17 protein-coding genes are annotated in these 17194 nt (G+C 62.9%); 9 read left to right on the forward strand and 8 right to left on the reverse strand.

The window, feature by feature from the left end:
* Window positions 1-328: 328 nt before the first annotated feature.
* Both Q2941_RS46190 and pxpB read right to left on the reverse strand, forming a co-directional pair.
* A complete protein-coding gene (locus Q2941_RS46190; RefSeq protein ID WP_458196749.1) occupies window positions 329-1381 on the reverse strand; it encodes a 5-oxoprolinase subunit C family protein in 1053 nt (350 codons plus the stop codon).
* 8 nt (window positions 1382-1389) lie between these two features.
* Entirely contained in the window at window positions 1390-2139 is a 750-nt protein-coding gene (gene pxpB / locus Q2941_RS46195; protein ID WP_458196750.1) for a 5-oxoprolinase subunit PxpB, read from the reverse strand.
* A gap of 145 nt (window positions 2140-2284) precedes the next feature.
* On the opposite strand from pxpB, the gene Q2941_RS46200 reads away from it, so the two are divergent.
* Window positions 2285-3061: a LamB/YcsF family protein gene (locus tag Q2941_RS46200; RefSeq protein ID WP_458196751.1), complete on the forward strand. Its 777-nt coding sequence runs from the start codon at window positions 2285-2287 to the stop codon at window positions 3059-3061.
* A 107-nt stretch (window positions 3062-3168) separates the two neighbouring features.
* Here Q2941_RS46200 and Q2941_RS46205 read toward each other — a convergent pair whose 3' ends face one another.
* Window positions 3169-3426 carry a hypothetical protein gene (locus Q2941_RS46205; protein WP_198031794.1) on the reverse strand — a complete coding sequence of 86 codons (258 nt, stop codon included), beginning with the start codon at window positions 3424-3426 and terminating at the stop codon, window positions 3169-3171.
* Window positions 3427-3774: 348 nt separating this feature from the next.
* On the opposite strand from Q2941_RS46205, the gene Q2941_RS46210 reads away from it, so the two are divergent.
* The gene (locus Q2941_RS46210; protein WP_027524235.1) at window positions 3775-4149 is read left to right on the forward strand and encodes a hypothetical protein; all 375 of its coding nucleotides are present in this window, start codon (window positions 3775-3777) and stop codon (window positions 4147-4149) included.
* A 12-nt stretch (window positions 4150-4161) separates the two neighbouring features.
* Here Q2941_RS46210 and Q2941_RS46215 read toward each other — a convergent pair whose 3' ends face one another.
* Together Q2941_RS46215 and Q2941_RS46220 are read right to left on the reverse strand one after the other, a co-directional pair.
* Window positions 4162-5433 (reverse strand): polysaccharide deacetylase family protein, encoded by a 1272-nt coding sequence (locus tag Q2941_RS46215; RefSeq protein WP_458196752.1) that lies wholly within the window; start codon window positions 5431-5433, stop codon window positions 4162-4164.
* A 182-nt stretch (window positions 5434-5615) separates the two neighbouring features.
* The gene (locus tag Q2941_RS46220) at window positions 5616-6416 is read right to left on the reverse strand and encodes a polysaccharide deacetylase family protein (RefSeq protein WP_051389828.1); all 801 of its coding nucleotides are present in this window, start codon (window positions 6414-6416) and stop codon (window positions 5616-5618) included.
* Window positions 6417-6498: 82 nt separating this feature from the next.
* Here Q2941_RS46220 and mgtE point away from each other — a divergent pair, with 82 nt between their 5' ends.
* The 4 genes from mgtE to Q2941_RS46240 all read left to right on the forward strand — a co-directional run bounded on the left by mgtE (window position 6499) and on the right by Q2941_RS46240 (window position 10254).
* Window positions 6499-7920: a magnesium transporter gene (gene mgtE / locus Q2941_RS46225; RefSeq protein WP_027524238.1), complete on the forward strand. Its 1422-nt coding sequence runs from the start codon at window positions 6499-6501 to the stop codon at window positions 7918-7920.
* Window positions 7921-8143: 223 nt separating this feature from the next.
* Complete coding sequence (locus Q2941_RS46230; RefSeq protein WP_027524239.1) at window positions 8144-8440, forward strand: helix-turn-helix domain-containing protein; 297 nt, start codon at window positions 8144-8146, stop codon at window positions 8438-8440.
* A gap of 94 nt (window positions 8441-8534) precedes the next feature.
* A complete protein-coding gene (locus Q2941_RS46235; RefSeq protein WP_458196753.1) occupies window positions 8535-9353 on the forward strand; it encodes an aldo/keto reductase in 819 nt (272 codons plus the stop codon).
* Window positions 9354-9402: 49 nt separating this feature from the next.
* The gene (locus Q2941_RS46240; protein WP_458196754.1) at window positions 9403-10254 is read left to right on the forward strand and encodes a hypothetical protein; all 852 of its coding nucleotides are present in this window, start codon (window positions 9403-9405) and stop codon (window positions 10252-10254) included.
* Between the two features lie 489 nt (window positions 10255-10743).
* Here the strand turns inward: Q2941_RS46240 and Q2941_RS46245 are convergent, their stop codons facing one another.
* Both Q2941_RS46245 and Q2941_RS46250 read right to left on the reverse strand, forming a co-directional pair.
* A complete protein-coding gene (locus Q2941_RS46245; RefSeq protein WP_458196755.1) occupies window positions 10744-11238 on the reverse strand; it encodes a hypothetical protein in 495 nt (164 codons plus the stop codon).
* 9 nt (window positions 11239-11247) lie between these two features.
* The gene (locus Q2941_RS46250; RefSeq protein WP_458196756.1) at window positions 11248-12177 is read right to left on the reverse strand and encodes a DUF3829 domain-containing protein; all 930 of its coding nucleotides are present in this window, start codon (window positions 12175-12177) and stop codon (window positions 11248-11250) included.
* 377 nt (window positions 12178-12554) lie between these two features.
* On the opposite strand from Q2941_RS46250, the gene Q2941_RS46255 reads away from it, so the two are divergent.
* Window positions 12555-14339 (forward strand): tetratricopeptide repeat protein, encoded by a 1785-nt coding sequence (locus tag Q2941_RS46255; protein WP_458196758.1) that lies wholly within the window; start codon window positions 12555-12557, stop codon window positions 14337-14339.
* Window positions 14340-14622: 283 nt separating this feature from the next.
* On the opposite strand, the gene Q2941_RS46260 is transcribed toward Q2941_RS46255, so the two are convergent.
* Window positions 14623-15045: a hypothetical protein gene (locus Q2941_RS46260; RefSeq protein WP_027524245.1), complete on the reverse strand. Its 423-nt coding sequence runs from the start codon at window positions 15043-15045 to the stop codon at window positions 14623-14625.
* A gap of 39 nt (window positions 15046-15084) precedes the next feature.
* Between Q2941_RS46260 and Q2941_RS46265 the strand changes: the two genes are divergently transcribed.
* Both Q2941_RS46265 and Q2941_RS46270 read left to right on the forward strand, forming a co-directional pair.
* Window positions 15085-15531, forward strand: a complete 447-nt coding sequence (locus Q2941_RS46265; RefSeq protein WP_254112041.1) for an outer membrane protein — start codon at window positions 15085-15087, stop codon at window positions 15529-15531.
* A gap of 364 nt (window positions 15532-15895) precedes the next feature.
* Window positions 15896-16714, forward strand: a complete 819-nt coding sequence (locus Q2941_RS46270) for a hypothetical protein (protein ID WP_458196760.1) — start codon at window positions 15896-15898, stop codon at window positions 16712-16714.
* Window positions 16715-17194: the final 480 nt, after the last annotated feature.

The raw sequence follows: 17194 nt of genomic DNA on the forward strand, positions 1-17194 counted from the left end.
ATGGATACTCTGTCGCCACCTATCGCAACCACACCTTGCGTAAAACGGTGCTCAGAAACGTTCTTCACAAACGACTATCGAAATGGCCGCCGAACCAATTTCGCGCCGGCAGCAGTTGTTGACGTTTCTGTCAGTTGAGTTCTTTGAGGCGGCGAGTCTGACGCGCTATCAGACGTTCGATATCGGCAATGAGTCGGTAAACGGTGTTACAGCGATCACGTAAACGCCGCTCGCAGTTTCGCTAAGCAAAGCCATGGATAGTTTCCCTTTGTCTTCAGGAGGCTATTAGGCATGGGACGGTCAGTCGATCTCGCAACGGCAGACAGAACTAGGATGTCGCGACATCGGCTTGAACCCATTCGAGAGCAGAGATCACGCCGCTGATGAGGTTGCTGGCCAGGAGATGCTCACTTGTGAGATTGCTGCCGCCATGGACCTCGATCATTGAATCGCCCACACGATCGATCTGCCGTCGCATCTCACGCACGAGCTTCACGGCTTCGTCTTCCTCGATCGATTGAAAATGGACGCGCTCACCAGGGCGAAGCTGGGCCAGCCGGGGAAGATCTGCGGAGATGACGGTGGCGATCTTCGGATAGCCGCCGGTCGTCTGGCGATCGGCAAGCAGGATGATCGGCTGTCCGTTGCCGGGGATCTGGATACTGCCGAAGACGATGCCATCGGAGACGATCCCCACGGCGCCCGCATGGGCGACCCGGGGTCCTTCGAGCCGGCAACCCATGCGATCGGACAAGGGAGTGACAGCGTAGTCGGAGCCGAGGAACGTTGCGATACCCTCGGCGCTGAAGGCGTCGTCCTGCGGGCCAAGGAGGACGCGGACAGGTCCATTGGGTCGGACGCGGTTGGTGGGGGACACCATGAGATGCGGCCTGCCCGGCAGGCCCGGGAGCGCCAGCGGCAGCAGGTCGCCCTTGCGCAGCGGACCGCCGTTCAGCCCACCGAGTTGGCTACGCGAATGCGTCGCCACGCTGCCGAGCATCGGCTTGATCTGGAAGCCGCCAGAGACGGCGAGAACGGCACGCGCGCCGTCCCGCGCCGCGCCGATCACGAGATGCTGGCCTGATTTCAAATCATGCGTCTCGTGGGAGGCAACCGGACGGCCATCGATCGCCATCGCAAAATCGGCGCCGGCAAGCGCGATGCGCGTGTCGCCATTGATGCAAGCGAGCACCGGTCCGGCCAGAGTGACTTCGAGCGCAGCAGTCCCGACGGTGTTGCCGACCAGCGCATTCGCGGTTGCAAGCGCAACGGGATCCATCGCCCCGGACTCGGAAATGCCGAACCGTTGCCAGCCGCGACGGCCGAGATCCTGAATTGTCGTGGCGAGACCGGGCTCGATCACTTCGAGATGTACAGACATCGCGCCGCTCACACCGTGTGCTCTTCTTTTTCGGCGATGATCTCGCCGGCTTCCGCGGCGCGTTCGAGTGCAGCACATTCGGCGCCGTCGATCGGACGAAAGCGAACGAGATCGCCGGCGCGAAACAAAAAGGGCTCGGCCTCGCGCCGCGGATCATAGGAGCGCACCGGCGTGCGTCCCAGCATGTGCCAGCCGCTCGGCGCGGGGAGCGGCGGAGAAATGGCGGCCTGCTGGCCTCCGACGGAGACGCTGCCTGGAGGCACGACCAGCCTCGGCTCGGGGCGCCGGTCGACGTGAAGGAAGGGGTCGAGCCCGCCGAGATAGGTCAGCCCGGGCATGAAGCCGATCATGTAGACGCGATATTCAGCCGCGCTGTGCCGCGCCACGATGTCGTCGGTCGTCGTATCGAGGCGCTGCGCGAGCCAGTCGAGATCCATCCCGTTGTCGCCGCCATAGGCGACGGGAACGGTCCAGCGACGACGAACCTGTCCCGCCGGCGGCGCCGGTGGCCACAGCGACATCACCTCGGTTTCGACGGCGCGTCGCGATAGCACCGTCGGATCGAAGCAGACCAGCAGCGTGCGGTAGGTCGGTACGATCTCCACGATACCGCGCAGTGCGCGCTCGGTCAGCGCGCGGTCGAGATCGACGACGCGCGCATTGACGTCCGCGTCGATGCCGTCTCCGACTTCGATCGTCAGTGCTGCGTCGCCGGACCGGCGGAAACGCGGCAGAGCGTAAAGAGCGTCGGTTGTCATGCTGGTTGATCGCTCGTCATGAGATTTATGGCCGCGCATCTACTCTTCGAAAAGTGACGCCGTTCCATGCAAGCAGCGCGCCGGATTCCTCGTGACCTGCGCCTCACGCCATGTCTATATCGCACACGCGCGAAACGAGGACGAGATGACTCTGATCGATATGAACTGCGACATGGGTGAGGGTTTTGGTGTCTATACGCTCGGCGATGACGCCGAGATGTTGCGAACCGTCACCTCCGCCAACATCGCCTGTGGCTTCCATGCCGGTGATCCCCTGGTGATGCATCGCACCTTGACGGAGGCGAAGGCCAACGGCGTGCAGGCCGGCGCGCATCCTGGCTTTCTCGATCTCTGGGGTTTTGGCCGCAGGCCCATTCAAGGCGAGCGCCCCGCTGACATCGAGAAGATCGTGCTCTATCAGGTGGGCGCACTGATGGCGTTGGCATCCGACGTGGGTCACGTCATCCGCCACGTCAAGACCCACGGCGCGCTCGGCAACATCGCCGCCGAGGACCGCGATCTCGCCGAAGCGGTGGCGCGGGCGATCCGCACCATCGACCGCAACCTGATCTTCGTGGTGATGCCCGGTCAGGAGACCGAGCGGGCAGGCGAGAAATTCGGCCTGCCGCTGGTGCGCGAGATCTATGCCGATCGCGCCTATGCCGACAACGGCAATCTGGTGTCGCGTCGTCTTGCGGGCGCCGTGATTCATGATGCGGAGGTCGCTTCCGAGCGCGTCATTCGCATGGTGGAGGGTGGCGCCATCACCTGCCTGTCGGGAACGCGGCTGCCGACCCGGATTGACAGCGTCTGCGTCCACGGCGATACGCCGGGTGCGGTCGCAATGGCACAGCGCCTGCGCGAGCGCCTCGCCTCGGCCGGCATCACCCTTGCCCCGATGTCGAAGGTCATTGGCGCTTGATCCTCGTGCTGGTCGTCATCGCCTCACTCTAGGATCTCCGAGCGGCCAACCTTCCTTGTTTCCCGGTTTTCCGGAACGCGCGGGCCGGACGGGCCTTCGGGCTTCGCTCAGCCATATTCCTCGCCGATCCCGTATTCCTTGTAGATCTCGAGCGGATCGGTGTCGGGGAACAGGCGGCATTTGGCCTGGGCGAGGTGCAGGCTCACGGTCGCCGGCTCCTTGCCGTTGGCGAGCATCTTGCGGATGTCTTCCATATGGGCGCGCGGCTGGTGCTTTGGCGCGAGCTGCTCCAGCGCGACCAGCGCGGTTGCCAGCGCCTCGGTGAGCACCCATTCGTCGTGGCCCGTGATTCCCTTCTTCGGCATCGGCAGACCCCACATCGGCTGGCAAAGTCTGGTGGCAAGCGAAGTGTAACGCGACTTCCGCCGAATCTCCATTGAGCCGATGTGGCCGCCGCTGTCTACGCGCGGCGTCGCGGCAAGCCGCCTGGGCTCTCTTGCAATATGGCCAAGCGCAGCTAAAAGGCGCAGTCGCGCGCGTCCGGCCACCCGGTCGATTCCCGGCCTGCACCGCGCGGGCACTCTTAATCTTGGCTGCACAAAGTTGGCGTAGACCAGCACCCACAGCATTCCAGGCCGGCCGTTCCGGCTTGCGTGCAACATCTCCGCAATTCGCAACGTCGCACGATCGCGCCGCCCTTCGCTGGAGCCAGCATGGTCTTTCTAAGCTTCGTCTACCGCTTCGTGACCAACTTCGCGTTCCTGGCGATGGTCTATTTCAGCCTGAACTTCATGGAGAAGTATCCGAACCGCGCGATGCTCGCGATTCTCGTGCTGGTCTACACCGGCATGCGCGCGGCCTCGACGCTGCGCGCGTTCTATTTTTACCAGAAGATCGAGAAGCTGGAAGGCGAGACCCGGCGCCTGCAGGCGCCGATCAATGACGGCAGCGGCGGAACCAATGCGCGCAAGCAGATCGTGACCGACGTGGCGCGGCTGCGCCGCGACGGCGAGCTCAAGTCCTATATGGACCTGTTCTTCCTGGCGCTGATCGTGCTGCTCTGCGTCGCCGCCATCGTGCGGCAGTAGGCGACTTCCAGGCTACTGCGGCCGCTTCTTCAGGCTCGCGAGCTTGGTCGGGCGTGCCGCGCTTGCGTTGGCGTTTTGTGCCATGCGCTTGGCCGTGGCGCGTGCGGCCGGTGGGTGCTTGCCACCATGCGTTGCGACCGCCGCAGCCCGGCCGCGGCCCTTCGCATTTCTTGACGAGATCGCATCGGCCGCGTTGGTCCGCGCCAGCCGCGCGACATGACGCGACGCCGACGTGGACATCAGGACCTCGAGCGAGCCTTCCTTGATCTCGAAAAGGTCCCGGCTCGGAACGGCCAGGCTCTCCGCGCCGGCCTTCGCAACGCCCCAATGCGACGAGCCTGCCTGACGCGGCAGCTCGGCATTCAGATCCGACAGCAGCGGGGCCCGCAGCGTTTCGTTCCGCGTGAAGACGAAGCTCGGAATCTTCGGCCAGCGCACCACGGCGACGTTCTCGCTCGCCGGATGCAGCATCCATTCGACCGGCTCGGTCGGCGTTGCCGGCCGATCGGCAGTGGCGGGCACCACATGCACGATACGATAGCCGCGTGCCTTCAGATCGCGGATGATCTTGGGTAGCGCCGCGACGGTGCGCGGCTGGATGTCGTGCAGGAGCAGAATACCCTTGCCCTTGGCCTCCAGCCGCTGGATGGCAAGCTGATAGACGCGCTCGGGCGAGACGTGCCGCCAGTCGTCGGCCAGAAAATCGGCGCTCCAGAGCTGGATGCCGCGAGAGGCGAGCAGGTTCTCCACGCCCTCGGCGCGGAGCAGGCCGGGAATGCGGAAGAACGGCGCGAGCGCGGACGGATCGGTCATCGCCGCCGTAACCGAGGCGATGCCCGTATCGATCTCGGTCTGCGCCTTCTCGATCGGCATTTTCTCGAAGGTGAGCGGATGGTTTTGGCTGTGCGTGCCGACGGTATGGCCGGCGGCGACCAGCTTGCGCACGCCTTCGGGATTGGCCTGCGCCTGCGCCCCAATGGTGAAGAAGGTGGCCTTGATGCACTCATTGGCCAGGATCTGGAGCACCTGGTTCGAGTATTTCGGCAGCGGCCCGTCATCGAAGGTCAGGACCACCTCGTGATCCCGCAGCGGCAACGTTTCCCGGTACTGCATCGTGCCGATGCGTGGGTGCTCGCGCGGATCGACCACGATCGTGCGCGAGGTGCCGAGTGCGTCGGGATGGCCGGGACAGTCGGCCGCGAGCGCCACGGCTGGGCCGGCGGTCAAAAATCCGAGGCAGACGATCCAGGACCGTGTCCGGCAGGAAACTCTACGACCGATCATTGCTCTTCGTTTGCCCTCGTACGCGATCCGCGACCGAACATCCACGCGATATCAGAACCTTGGTCGAAGCCCGGCCGAAACGGTTCAGGCCCGGGTCCCCATCCAATTTGCATGGCCTAGCATGAACGGAGGCTTAATTGCCCCGCGATCACCCCAATTTGGGCCGCCGTGACATTCCGGCATCAATGCGCATTGGCGCTCTTTTGCGTCACTGCCGGGACAATGTGAACGACGTGGTAGCCGTTGTCGTGCAGGTACCGCAGGAACGCGGGCATCATGGCCGCGGTTCGCGCCTGCGCGTCATGCAAGAGGATGATACCCTTCCTGGCGGCCTCGAGCCGCTCGGTGACCTTCTTCAATTCCTGCTCCGGGGTCATCTCTTCCCAGTCGCTGGCCCAAAGGTCTGCCCCGAACACGGCGATCCCGCGTGATTGCAGGAGATCGAGGGTTGCGGGCGTCGAGTCGAAATAGGGGAAACGGAAGAACGGGGTCGAGGGTGTGCGGGTCGCAATCCCGTGGAGCGCCTTCTCGTCGGCCTCGATCCCGCGATCGATGTCTTCTTTAGCGTGCTCGAAGGAGATCTTCGACGACATCGGATGCGACCAGCTGTGATGCGCCACCGTATGGCCTTCGGCAGCGATCCGTTTGACCAGTGCCGGAGATTCTGCCGACGACTGGCCGACCAGGAAGAAGGTGGCGCGCACGCACTCATGCGCGAGCGCCGCCAGCACCTTCTGCGTGTGCGGCGGCCGGGGTCCGTCGTCGAAGGTCAGCACGACCTCGTGATCGGCGAGCGGCAGGGTCTGCGGAAAGCTCTTCAGCCCGACCCGCGGATAGGTCTTGGCATCGACGCTGAGTACGCGCGCAGTGCCGAGCGCATCCTCGCGCGGGCAGTCGGCCGCGTCCGCCGCCGTGATGCCGGCAAGCACCGCCGTCGCGGCAGCGAGCAGCAGGGGCCATTGGTGCAGACGCATCTTTCTCATTGCGCTCGATGTTGCCTTGTGACTATTGCCTGAGCCCCAGCTCAAACCAATTGAACCATCCTGTCAAACGGCGAGGCGCGCCATGGACGAACATATGGACGTTGCCGCAACCGCCGAGGCCTCGGTCCTCGACCATGTTCCCATGCGCAACGAAGATGGCGAAATTCGTCACGAATTCGTCACGGAGATCGCGCGGGCCATCGAAGCCTCAGACAGCGCCCAGCTGCGGGCCATCGTCGCGGAACTGCACGAGGCCGATCTCGGCGACCTCATCGGGGCGCTGCAGCCGGACGACCGTGTCCGGCTGGTCGAGCTGACGGGGCGCGATTTCGACTTCTCGGCCCTGAATGAGGTCGACGAGGCCGTGCGCGAGGAGATCCTCGAGGAATTGCCGCCGGAGACGGTCGCCGAGGGTGTCCGCGAGCTCGAATCCGACGACGCCGTCGAGCTGCTCGAGACCCTCGACGAGGCGGATCAGGAGGAGATCCTGGAGAAGCTGCCGCTGCCCGAGCGCGTCGCGCTCGAGCGCAGCCTGCTTTATCCGGAAAACTCGGCCGGCAGGCGGATGCAGACCGAGTTCATCGCGGTGCCCCAGGATTTCACCGTGGGCCAGGCGATCGACTACATGCGCGAGACGCCCGACCTGCCGGACCGCTTCTACGAGATCTACGTCGTCGACAAGGAACAGCATTGGCAGGGCGCCGTTCCGCTCGACGTGCTCTTGCGCACCCGCCGCCCGGTGCCGCTCACCGACCTCTGCGACGAGGATCGCCGCCGTGTCTCCGTCCTGGAGGACCAGGAGGAGGTGGCGCGCATGTTCGGCAAGTACAATCTGGTTGCCGCTCCCGTCGTCGATACCCAGGATCGCCTGGTCGGCGTCGTCACCGTCGACGACGTCGTCGACGTCATCGAGGAGGAGGCGGACGAGGACCTGAAGGCGCTCGGCGGCGTCACCAGCGACGAAGAACTGTCCGACAGCGTGCTGACCATTGCGCGCGCCCGTTTCAACTGGCTCCTGGTCAATCTCGCCACCGCGTTCCTTGCGTCGTCCGTGCTCGGCCTGTTCGAGGGGCAGCTCGAGAAGATGGTGGCGCTCGCCGTGCTCGCGCCGATCGTGGCGAGCCAGGGCGGCAACGCCGCAACCCAGACCATGACGGTCGCGGTGCGGGCGCTCGCCACCCGCGAGCTCGGCTCCTCCAATGCCTGGCGCGTGGTGATGCGCGAGACCTTCGTCGGCCTCGTCAACGGCCTCGCCTTTGCGGTGATTACGGGCATTGCCGCTGTGGCCTGGTTCAAGATCCCGGGCCTCGGCGTGGTCATCGGGCTTGCGATCATCTGCAACCTCGTCGCCGGCGCGCTCGGCGGCATTCTGATCCCGATGGGGCTCGAACGGGTGCGGGCCGATCCCGCGGTTGCCTCCGGCACCTTCGTCACGACGGTCACCGACGTCGTTGGCTTCTTCTCCTTCCTCGGCATTGCGACCTTGTGGTTCGGGCTAAAATAGGTCTCGTGTCCCGGGCGCGCTGCGGCGCGTAAGCGCTGCTGCGCAGAACCGGGGCCCAGCGACACGGACCGCCCGTTGAGATGGGCCCAGGCTCTGCAGCGCGCCGCTGACGGGACGATGCTTCGCATCGCCAGGGAAGCGCTGCGCTGCGTCCGGGGCACGAGTGCCCCGCTATCGTTAATCCGAACTTAAGCCGGAGCGTGCATGATCGCTCCACTTGGGGATGAACATGCGGTTGCGGCTGAAAGCGGACGGACGGATCGTCGAATTGCGGAACGGGCAGGAGCTTCCGCTGCAAGGCGCGGCTGCGCCGAGCGAAGTCGGCCCGCTTGAAGTGCGCGACCTGCGCCGCCGTGCCTGTCTCACCCAGATGGAGTTCGCCGCAAAGCTCGGCGTGCCCGTCGAGACCATCCGCAACTGGGAGCAGGGCAAGCGCGCGCCGCGTGGACCCGCACGGGCGCTGCTCGCGGTGATCGCACATGCGCCCGACACGGTCTTCCGGGCGCTCGCCAAAGCCTGACAACAAGGCCTGACGCCAATGCCGGCGGCCTCGGTTGGCAGCCGCGTGCGTGGGGTCCATAATGCGACCGGGGCGGGCGAGGAGAGGATTCCTCATGCTGTTCGTCGAGGCCAATGGTGCAAAGATTCCTGCGCTCGGGCTCGGGACCTGGGAGCTGAGCGGCCGGACCTGCGCGCGCGTTGTGGAGCAGGCGCTGCGGCTCGGCTACCGCCATGTCGACACGGCGCAGGTCTATGACAATGAGCGCGAGGTCGGCGACGCTGTTCGCGCCTCCGGCGTGCGCCGAGACGACGTCTTCATCACCACGAAGGTCTGGACCAATCATTTTGCCCCGAACGATCTCGAGCGCTCGGTCAAGGAGAGCCTGGTCAGGCTGCGCCTGCCGTCCGTCGATCTGTTGCTGCTGCACTGGCCCAACCCGCACGTGCCGCTGCGCGAGACGCTGGGCGCGCTGGCGCACGCCAGGCGGCTGGGGCTGACGCGGCATATCGGCGTCTCCAACTTCACGGTGGCGCTGATCGAAGAGGCGGTTGCCGCGTGTCCGGAGCCGCTGGTCTGCGACCAGGTCGAGTATCATCCGTATCTCGATCAGACCAAGGTGAGGGCGGCCTGCGACCAGCACGGCCTCGCGCTCGTCGCCTACAGTCCGATTGCCAAGGGCCGCATCAAGAGCGACGAGACGCTCGGCAGGATCGGCCGGGTCCATCGCAAGACGGCCGCGCAAATCTGCCTGCGCTGGCTGGTGCAGCAGAACGTCGTCGCAATTCCGCGCACTTCCCGCGTCGAACGTCTCTCGGAAAACATCGAGATCTTCGACTTCGAATTGTCAGACGATGAGATGAGCCAGATTGCCGCGCTCGCCCATCCCAAGGGCCGGTTGACCGATTTCGGCTTCGCGCCGAAATGGGATTGAGGCGCCACGTCCATATGCTAGGAGCGTGGGTAGCAACCGAAGTTGGGCCATGGATTGGCGGCGGATCATACGGACGGACATTGCGGCGTCGGCCGTCGTGCACGGGACGCTGGTGGCGCTGATCGTCCTGATCAGCGAGGTGCATCCGTTCCATGCCCCGCCGAGCGACACGATCGCCGTGGACATCGTCACGCCGGAGGAACTGAAGCAGAAGGAGCCGGAGCCGACGCCGTCGCCGCAACTTCAGCTGCCCGAGCTGGCCGCGAAGGACAAGGCGGAGGCGCCCGCGCCGCCACCGCCTCCACAAACAGCACAGCAGCCATCGCCGCAGCCGGCGCCGCAGGCCTCGCCGCGGCCGCAGCCTTCACCGCAGCCATCGCCTCCCAAGCGCGAGGCCAAAGCCCAACCGCAGCCGCAGCCTCAGCCTCAGCCGCAACCTGCGCCGCAGGCCCCGAGCTACACGCCGCCGGAGCCCGACGTCACCCTCAAATACGGCGTGATGCTGGGCTTGCCCGCGGAGCTGCCGCCCTTGTCGAAAGACGCTCCCAAGGAAAACGAGAGCGGCGGTGCCACGACCACTGAGGCGGCCAAGCTTCCGGCCAATATCATCGCCGAGTTCCGCCGTCACTTGCGAAGCTGCGCCAAGCTGCCGGACACGATCGCGCCGTCCGACAACATCCACATCAAGATGCGCACCTTCATGACGACCGACGGCCAGCTCGCCACCGTTCCCGCACTGATCGAGGCCAGCGCATCGCCCGCCAAGGGCCTCGCCCTGATGCAGGCCGCCAAGGCCGCGCTACAGGCCTGCCAGCCCTACACCATGCTGCCGGCCGACAAATACGAGGAGTGGAAGGTGCTGGATCTCACCTTCACACCAAGGGACTTTGGGGCGCCATAGGTTCCGTCGTGGCGTGCGAAGCGACGCGATCGGAGCTTGAGACTTTTGTCCCGGTCGCAGATCCGATTTCATATTTCTCGAAATCAACCCCATGCAAAGTAGGATTAGCCCGATGCGTCGACGCGCAACACAAGATGTTGTGGCCCGGCTTCCTCGGTTCAGACCAGATCGACAACATCCTGAAAGACCACATCTAGCGCCCGCAGGCGCTGCTCACCATCGGCGCGAGCTGGCTCGCGAAGGCCGCGTGGCCCCCGGCGCTGAAGTGCTGCCCGTCGGCGAGGCGCTCATGCGATGGTGCGAGGCGTCCGAGGTGCACCAGCATCACCACCTTGACGCCGCGCGCCTCCGCCGCCTGCCCGATCGCGGCGATATTATCGGCGGTCGCCGCGCCGTGCGTCGTTACCGCCTGGCCGCAGCACCAGCACTTTCGTGTCGGACTTCAGGAGGTCCGGCAGCCGGCGCAGCATGCCGGCGGTGCTGGAACTGTCACCGTAATAGCGGCGCTGAGGCTAACCGGCTTACGAATTCACGAAAGGTATTCGCTTGGACCGTGGCGTCTTCGAATTCGGGTTCGTGACCACTAACGATGGTGCCGAAGCCGGGTTCGGTCACGCGGATTGCGCAGTACGCGTATTCTGCGCCGACGGAAAGCGTGATCGGAAGGTGTTCGGACCAAAAGGTCCGGATCGATCGGCACAGCGTTGAATCACCGCCCGCGGCTTCGAGTGACATCAACTCGAACTCGTTCCACGCGAAGGCCGACTGCGTTTCGCCTCGATAGTCAGTGGGGCACAAAAGCCATGTAGCTTCACCAGGACCAACGCAGCACGAGAGGTCGGTGACGAATTGCTCGAACTCACATGGAAGGTCTGGATAGCGCAAAGCGAAGCCTGGCGGGAGTACCGCCTGTTGGTTCGGTAGACCCTCCACTGTCCAGCCGTTGTTCCGAAGACTCCCGATCGCTTCTTGCTTCCACTTCATATTGTCAATTCAACGGAATGCGTTCGACATCGTCACCATCATGTTATAGCGCTGGATAACGCCGTTATAGTCCATCGAATACGTCATGTTGTCGGCGTGGCCCTTGGCGATGTTGTCGCGCATCTCGCGCAATTTGCCGAGAATGTCGCGCGGAGACGAATCGATCGGGGTGGATTTTCCGGACTCGCGGATCGCCGTATCGAAGTCGCGCACGGCGTTGCCGAACGCCGCAAGCGCTACATCGAACTGCTGGAGGTCTGCGCCGCCCTTCGGGTTCGACGGCATCAGGTCGACCGCTTTCTTCGCCAGTGTCATGGTGTTGATTACGTGCCAGCGCACGCTTTTGCCTTCAGCCTTTTCGATCTTCGCCAATTGCTGACGGTCGAGCATGTCCTTGAATTGGTTCTGCAGTGCCTCGGTCGTGGCGCGCGCAGCGAGAAACGCCGTTGCCGCCGGCACCAGCTTTTCATGCAGCTCCTTGCCGCCGGTCATGTTGTCGGAAAGATAGTCCTTTCGATCGTAGTAGGCTTCCGCTTCGTTCAGGATCGGAATCAGCGTTTCGAAGGCTGAGGCGAGCTGCTTGGTTGCGTCGTCGAGTGCAGGGATCGCCGGCTTGTCGCTCGCGGCCTTGCGCGCCTTCTCTATCGCGTCCTTGGCCGACGATCCGACCGAATACAGGCCATAGATGATGCGTTCCTTGCCGGTCGGGCCGCGCCTTACATCGACCCAGCTCAGATACCTGTTCCAGGATTCCTTGCCGCGCAGCGAGGCGTTCAGGAGGCCGACGACGCCGTTGGACTTTGCGATGTAGCGATCCGTGTCGGAATCGGCGATCTCGTGCAGGCCAAGATCGGGAGGCGGCGATTGTTGTTGCTGTGCCATGGCGGTTGCACAATGCAGGATAACCGCGGCGGCGACGATCGTAGACGAGATTTTCAAGAGCGCCCTCATGAACAAACCCGGCCGTGCATGATGGACGGCCGCTTCCCGCGCTGTTCGTCGCAGGATGCCGTCTGCCGGTTCAATCGACCCGTGATGGGGGAGGGGCGGTGTAAACAATGCAATGAAGAACTTGGCAGCTCGCGCAGCCAAAAGAAGGTGGCCGCGCCCTTGACGACCGACCGGCGAATGGGTGTCACCGCAATTCCGTCCTGCCCCAAGCGACGCCGGCTGTACCCTACAGCAACAGCGTATCCCAGACATAGCCGACGCGGCCACGAACGCCGGACAACCACTTCTCCCCGCCATCTCTGAACCGCAGCCTCTGCAACTGCGACAAAAAGGGCCGTCAAAATCTGCTAGTCGTCGGACCGAACATGGCATTGCCGCAATCTCGCCGCACCACCCTCTCATTCAACCGCCTCAACCGCTGGCTGGCCGCTCTCGCGATCGTATTGGTTGGTTCGGCTCTTGCGGGGATAGACGCCGCCCTAGCGCAGACCGCTAGCGGGAGCGTCGCACAATCAAGCGGCACCGACGAAGAGATCGCACGTTACGACGATATCGTGCGCCGGTTCGGCACGTCCGACGACGCCAGCTCGCGCGTGAAGGTCGCGGAGGCGCTGCGTAGCAAGGCCATGGCCCTAGGCTACTCGGGCTACAAGGCCATGATCCGAGCCAACCCGGGTCAACGAAACGAAGCTTTCAACGAAGCTATCGCGGTCCTCGACGATCTCCTGCGCCGGTTCGGGACGGCGACCGAGCCAGCATTGCGCTATGAGGTCGCGGAGGCGCTTGTCGACAAGGGCACCACCCTCGGGCTACTGGATCGCAACGACGAGGAAATCGCTGCTTACGACGATGTCGTGCGGCGGTTCGGGACGGCGAGCGAGCCAGAGTTGCGCGAGCAGGTCGCGGAGGCGCTGAGCCACAAGGCCATGGCCCTGGCCTTCTCGGGTCGAGGAAACGAAGCTTTCAACGAAGCTCTCGCAATCTACGACGATGTCGTGCGGCGGTTCGGGACAGCAAGCGAGGCGCGGTTGCGCAAGAAGGCCGCGAGGGCACTTCACGAAAAGGGCTACGCACTCAAACGATTTGACCGCAACGAGGAGGCGATCACGGCCTATGACGGTGTGGTCCGGCGGTTCGGGACAGCGAAGGAAAAGGGATTGCGCGCGGAGGCCGCGGAGGCGCTGTTCAGCAAGAGCTCATTGCTCGGACAATTGGGCCGCAAGGAGGAAGCGATCGCGATCTACGACGACGTGGTAAGCCGGTTCGGGATGGCGGGCGAGCCGGAGTTGCGCATGATGGCTGCGAAGGCCCTGTTTGATAAGGCCGGCGCTCTGGGACAATTTGGCCGGAAAAAACAAGCGGTCGCTGTTTATGACGACGTGGTAAGCCGGTTCGGGGCGGCGAGCGAGCCAGACTTGCAGGAGCAGGTCGCGAAGGCGCTCTACGACAAGGGCGCAGCACTTGAAGAACTGGGCCGGCGCGAGGAAGCATTGACGACCCTCGACGAGATCGTGCGCCGGTTCAGGACATCAAGTGGATACTGGTCGCATGAGTGGGTGCCGAAGGCCCTTCTCTATAAGGGAGAAATACTCAGGCAATTGGGCCGGAGCGAGCAAGCGGTCGCGGTCTATGACGACGTGGTGAGCTGGCTCGGAACCAAAAGCGAATCGTACTCTCGCTGCGTGGTCGCGAACGCCCTCGTCCGCAAGGGCGACACCCTCGGAGATTTGGGCCGCAACAAGGAAGCGATCGCGCTCTATGACGACGTGGTGAGCCGGTTCAAAACTGAAATCGAAGCGATGGAATGCGAGTGGGTCGCGAAGGCCCTCGTCGGCAAAGGCGTAGCACTTGGCAAGTTGGGCCGCGAGGAGGAAGCGATCGCGATCTATGACGATGTGGTCCAGCGGCTCGGCGCGGTGGACGTGGTCGGGACGGCGGAGAGCGTGAAATTGCTCGAGGCGGAGTTGCACGAAACGATCGCGGACGCTCTCGTCAGCAAGGGCGCCGCGCTCGAACAATTGGGCCGGCGCGAGGAAGCCGTCGCGGTCTATGACGACGTGATAGGTCGGTTCGGGACAGCGGAGGAAAAGGGATTGCGCAAAGCGGTCGAGAATGCTCGACACAAGCGAGGCGTCATGCTGCGGCAATGACCTTGCGACAGCGGCGTCAGTTGAATGCTCCGCAATCACGGGAGGGCGCGGAAGCAGGATTCTTGGAATGAGAAGATTCTTGGAATGAGAAAGTGGCTTATCGCTCTGGCTACCCTGCTGCTCGTCGGTCTTGCGCTGCTTGCGGCCAATCTCCTCGCCGATTTTGTGGATATCCCATGTCAGGATGGAGTTTGGGACAAAGCCCGAAAGACATGTGTCCCTGATTGAGCGGCTTGCCGCGAATGATACGGCAATTCCGGTAAGACGAGCCGTGGCGTCTCGTTCAAACCACCGAGCTCGAGAAAAAAAGCTGCTTCAGGTTGTTGGACCAGTCGATCTCTTTCACGGGCTTGATCTCCACCTTGAACGCGGGTTCGGCGGCTGCAATCACGGTTGCCCTGAGTTTTTCCTCTTCTTCAGGAGTGAGGATCTCTCGGCCTCCAATTTCCACCGTGATGGTATCGATCGATTCCTGTCGAAACCGGCATTCCTTGAACTCGACCGCTTCGCGCAGTACCCGAGGGGACAGATAAAAAGGCAGATACCTCCCATCGGGGTGCCGCAGAAAGTGCTTTCCTCTTCCATAGATGTGAGAAATCGTGGGCCCGTTGTGTCCGCAAGGGCACTGATGATGCAGCTTTCCAAAATCTCCAATGTCGTAGCGGAGGAGGGGAGTTGCATGAGAGTGCAAGTGCGTGATCAACAACCGACCGACCTTCTCGCCGTCGAATGTGGTCGTTAATTCTTGATCGCATTCGACGACAACATTTGTATGGGCTACATGGTAGTGGCCTTCATTGGTGGTGGCACCGACGACTTCACCATTGCTGCTCGTGTCGGCATCACCTTCGATCGTACGCTGATCTACGGGAAGGGCGGATGGGCTTGGGGCGAATTTAAGCAGGCCTCGACCAGCATTTGCTGCTCGACTGGAAGCCTCACCACGACCACCACCTCAGCAAAGGGCACTTTGGACGGCTTCCTCGTTGGCGTCGGCATTGAGCATGCCCTGACCCGCAATTGGACCGTCAAGGCCGAATACGACTACATGGGTTTCGGCGCCAAGGAGGTCAGCTTTACCGAATGCACGACCACCTGCTCTGTGCCCGGCACTACGACCTTGAGTGCGACCAAGCAGGTCTTCAAGGTTGGCGCCAACTACCTGTTTGACTTTGGTGGAGTTCGGCCCTGAGGCTCGCAAACCGAGTTCAGCGACAAGAGCCCCGGCAATGGCCGGGGCTCTTTGTTTTGTAAGCATGGTCGACAGCTGGTGAGACCCTGCCACCACGTTCGATTACGCGATTGCGGTCGATTACGGTGCACCAAACTGCTCGTCGTCAATTGAGTGCACTGGCACTGTAATTCCAAAAATCGCGTGGCACCGATTTGGCACCGCCAAGTCTGGGTGATGAATCAAGCATTTTTGATGACGTCGAGAGCATTCGAGGAGCAAGTGGGCCGGCCAAAGCCAACTGAAGGCGGTGGGGTGAGGGAGGCTCCTCCACACGTCAGTTATGGTATGTTGTGCCGTTCTTCATCGCATTAGATAGTCTGACGTGTCCGACACCCAGAAACTGACGCCCGCACTCTCGACGCCTGGGCGCGACCTGCTGAGGCGAGAAGTATATAAAGGACTGGCGGACAGAGCGGTTGGCCGCGTCAAAGACCTCGATGTTGACGCCATCCTTGCCAAAGGAAAGGAGCTATTCCAGAAGCGCTCAATCTCCGATGTAAGGCAATTCGGAGTTGATGGTCGAAAGACGCTCTTCTTGCTGCTTCTCCTTTTCGCGATCCCCGCGGACGACTGCTCCGCGCAGGCACCGCCGCCGCCAGTCGACGAACATGCGTTCGAGCGCGTGCCGCCGACGGTCGTGAAGAGATTGGCGACCCGCTTTTCGCTAGGCGCATTCGCCGGCCGCTTCGAGAAGACGCCGCTCGGCGCGGTCCGCAAAGCCGTGGGCGAAGGGACCATCCAACACCAGGGCGACGCTTCAGGTAGCATCTATTGGCTGTGTTATAGGCGCGCGCAGCATCGATTATGGGTCGTGTCCAGCGGAGAGATGGGCGGCCCGGACCATCTCGTCACAGAGATCGTTGAAGAGCTCACCGAGAAAGACACTGAGACCTCGACCGATTGCGCCATCATCCCGGAAAAGTTCGCGCCCCTCGTCTTCGATGGCAAGCTGCATTTAGGTATGTCGCGTTTGGAGGTAGTCTCGGCGCTGGGACCGCCGTCGAAGTCGGAAGCTGCTCAGATGGTGTATTCTCACGACGGAAAGCTCGCAGACGGTTTCGATGAGACCGCATGGCTCATTCTCCGATTTCGTGAGGAAAAGCTCGTGTCCATGCGCGGCGGCAAGACCACGACGAATTGAAGTGGCTGCTAGCAGCGTTCATGCTTCACAGCGTGATGCGAGCGAGTCACGCTCGCTCCCGCACGATCCCCATCACATACCCCGGCTTCTCCACCACCTTCGGCGAAAGCAAGCCAACGGCACTTGGTCATCCACTTTGGCTTCGATGCCCCCGAAGCAGCGGCCGAACTGACCCAAGGTGATGAGCAGCCGGGATCAAAAGTTCGACGTTTGCGGATGCGATTGAATCCGTCTGTCGCCTCATGTCGCCTTTGAAGGGTAGATCGGACCTGCCTAAGAGCGGTCCAAAACGACGCGATTGGCCCATCGCGACATATTGCGCTGCCGCACGAACTCGCCCGCTATAGGGGGCAAAGCGGACATTGCGTTCGTCGCATCACGTCGCTGGGTTTATGGGTACACGGCCTAGCACTACTTTGGCAGATCGTTGATTTTGCCGTGCTTTTAGGATTCCCGAATCAATTTTTCAATGATTCATGG

It is taken from the genome of Bradyrhizobium sp. UFLA05-153, from assembly GCF_054185185.1.

What these genes read in the sequence shown, in the direction of transcription:
- Q2941_RS46230 (WP_027524239.1), top strand. Translation starts at nt 8,144, where the DNA reads ATGAACATGCGGTTGCGGCTGAAAGCGGACGGACGGATCGTCGAATTG.
- Q2941_RS46235 (WP_458196753.1), top strand. Translation starts at nt 8,535, where the DNA reads ATGCTGTTCGTCGAGGCCAATGGTGCAAAGATTCCTGCGCTCGGGCTC.
- Q2941_RS46255 (WP_458196758.1), top strand. Translation starts at nt 12,555, where the DNA reads ATGGCATTGCCGCAATCTCGCCGCACCACCCTCTCATTCAACCGCCTC.
- Q2941_RS46200 (WP_458196751.1), top strand. Translation starts at nt 2,285, where the DNA reads ATGACTCTGATCGATATGAACTGCGACATGGGTGAGGGTTTTGGTGTC.
- mgtE (WP_027524238.1), top strand. Translation starts at nt 6,499, where the DNA reads ATGGACGAACATATGGACGTTGCCGCAACCGCCGAGGCCTCGGTCCTC.
- Q2941_RS46245 (WP_458196755.1), bottom strand. Translation starts at nt 11,238, where the DNA reads ATGAAGTGGAAGCAAGAAGCGATCGGGAGTCTTCGGAACAACGGCTGG.
- Q2941_RS46220 (WP_051389828.1), bottom strand. Translation starts at nt 6,416, where the DNA reads ATGAGAAAGATGCGTCTGCACCAATGGCCCCTGCTGCTCGCTGCCGCG.
- pxpB (WP_458196750.1), bottom strand. Translation starts at nt 2,139, where the DNA reads ATGACAACCGACGCTCTTTACGCTCTGCCGCGTTTCCGCCGGTCCGGC.
- Q2941_RS46215 (WP_458196752.1), bottom strand. Translation starts at nt 5,433, where the DNA reads ATGATCGGTCGTAGAGTTTCCTGCCGGACACGGTCCTGGATCGTCTGC.
- Q2941_RS46205 (WP_198031794.1), bottom strand. Translation starts at nt 3,426, where the DNA reads ATGCCGAAGAAGGGAATCACGGGCCACGACGAATGGGTGCTCACCGAG.
- Q2941_RS46190 (WP_458196749.1), bottom strand. Translation starts at nt 1,381, where the DNA reads ATGTCTGTACATCTCGAAGTGATCGAGCCCGGTCTCGCCACGACAATT.
- Q2941_RS46210 (WP_027524235.1), top strand. Translation starts at nt 3,775, where the DNA reads ATGGTCTTTCTAAGCTTCGTCTACCGCTTCGTGACCAACTTCGCGTTC.
- Q2941_RS46240 (WP_458196754.1), top strand. Translation starts at nt 9,403, where the DNA reads ATGGATTGGCGGCGGATCATACGGACGGACATTGCGGCGTCGGCCGTC.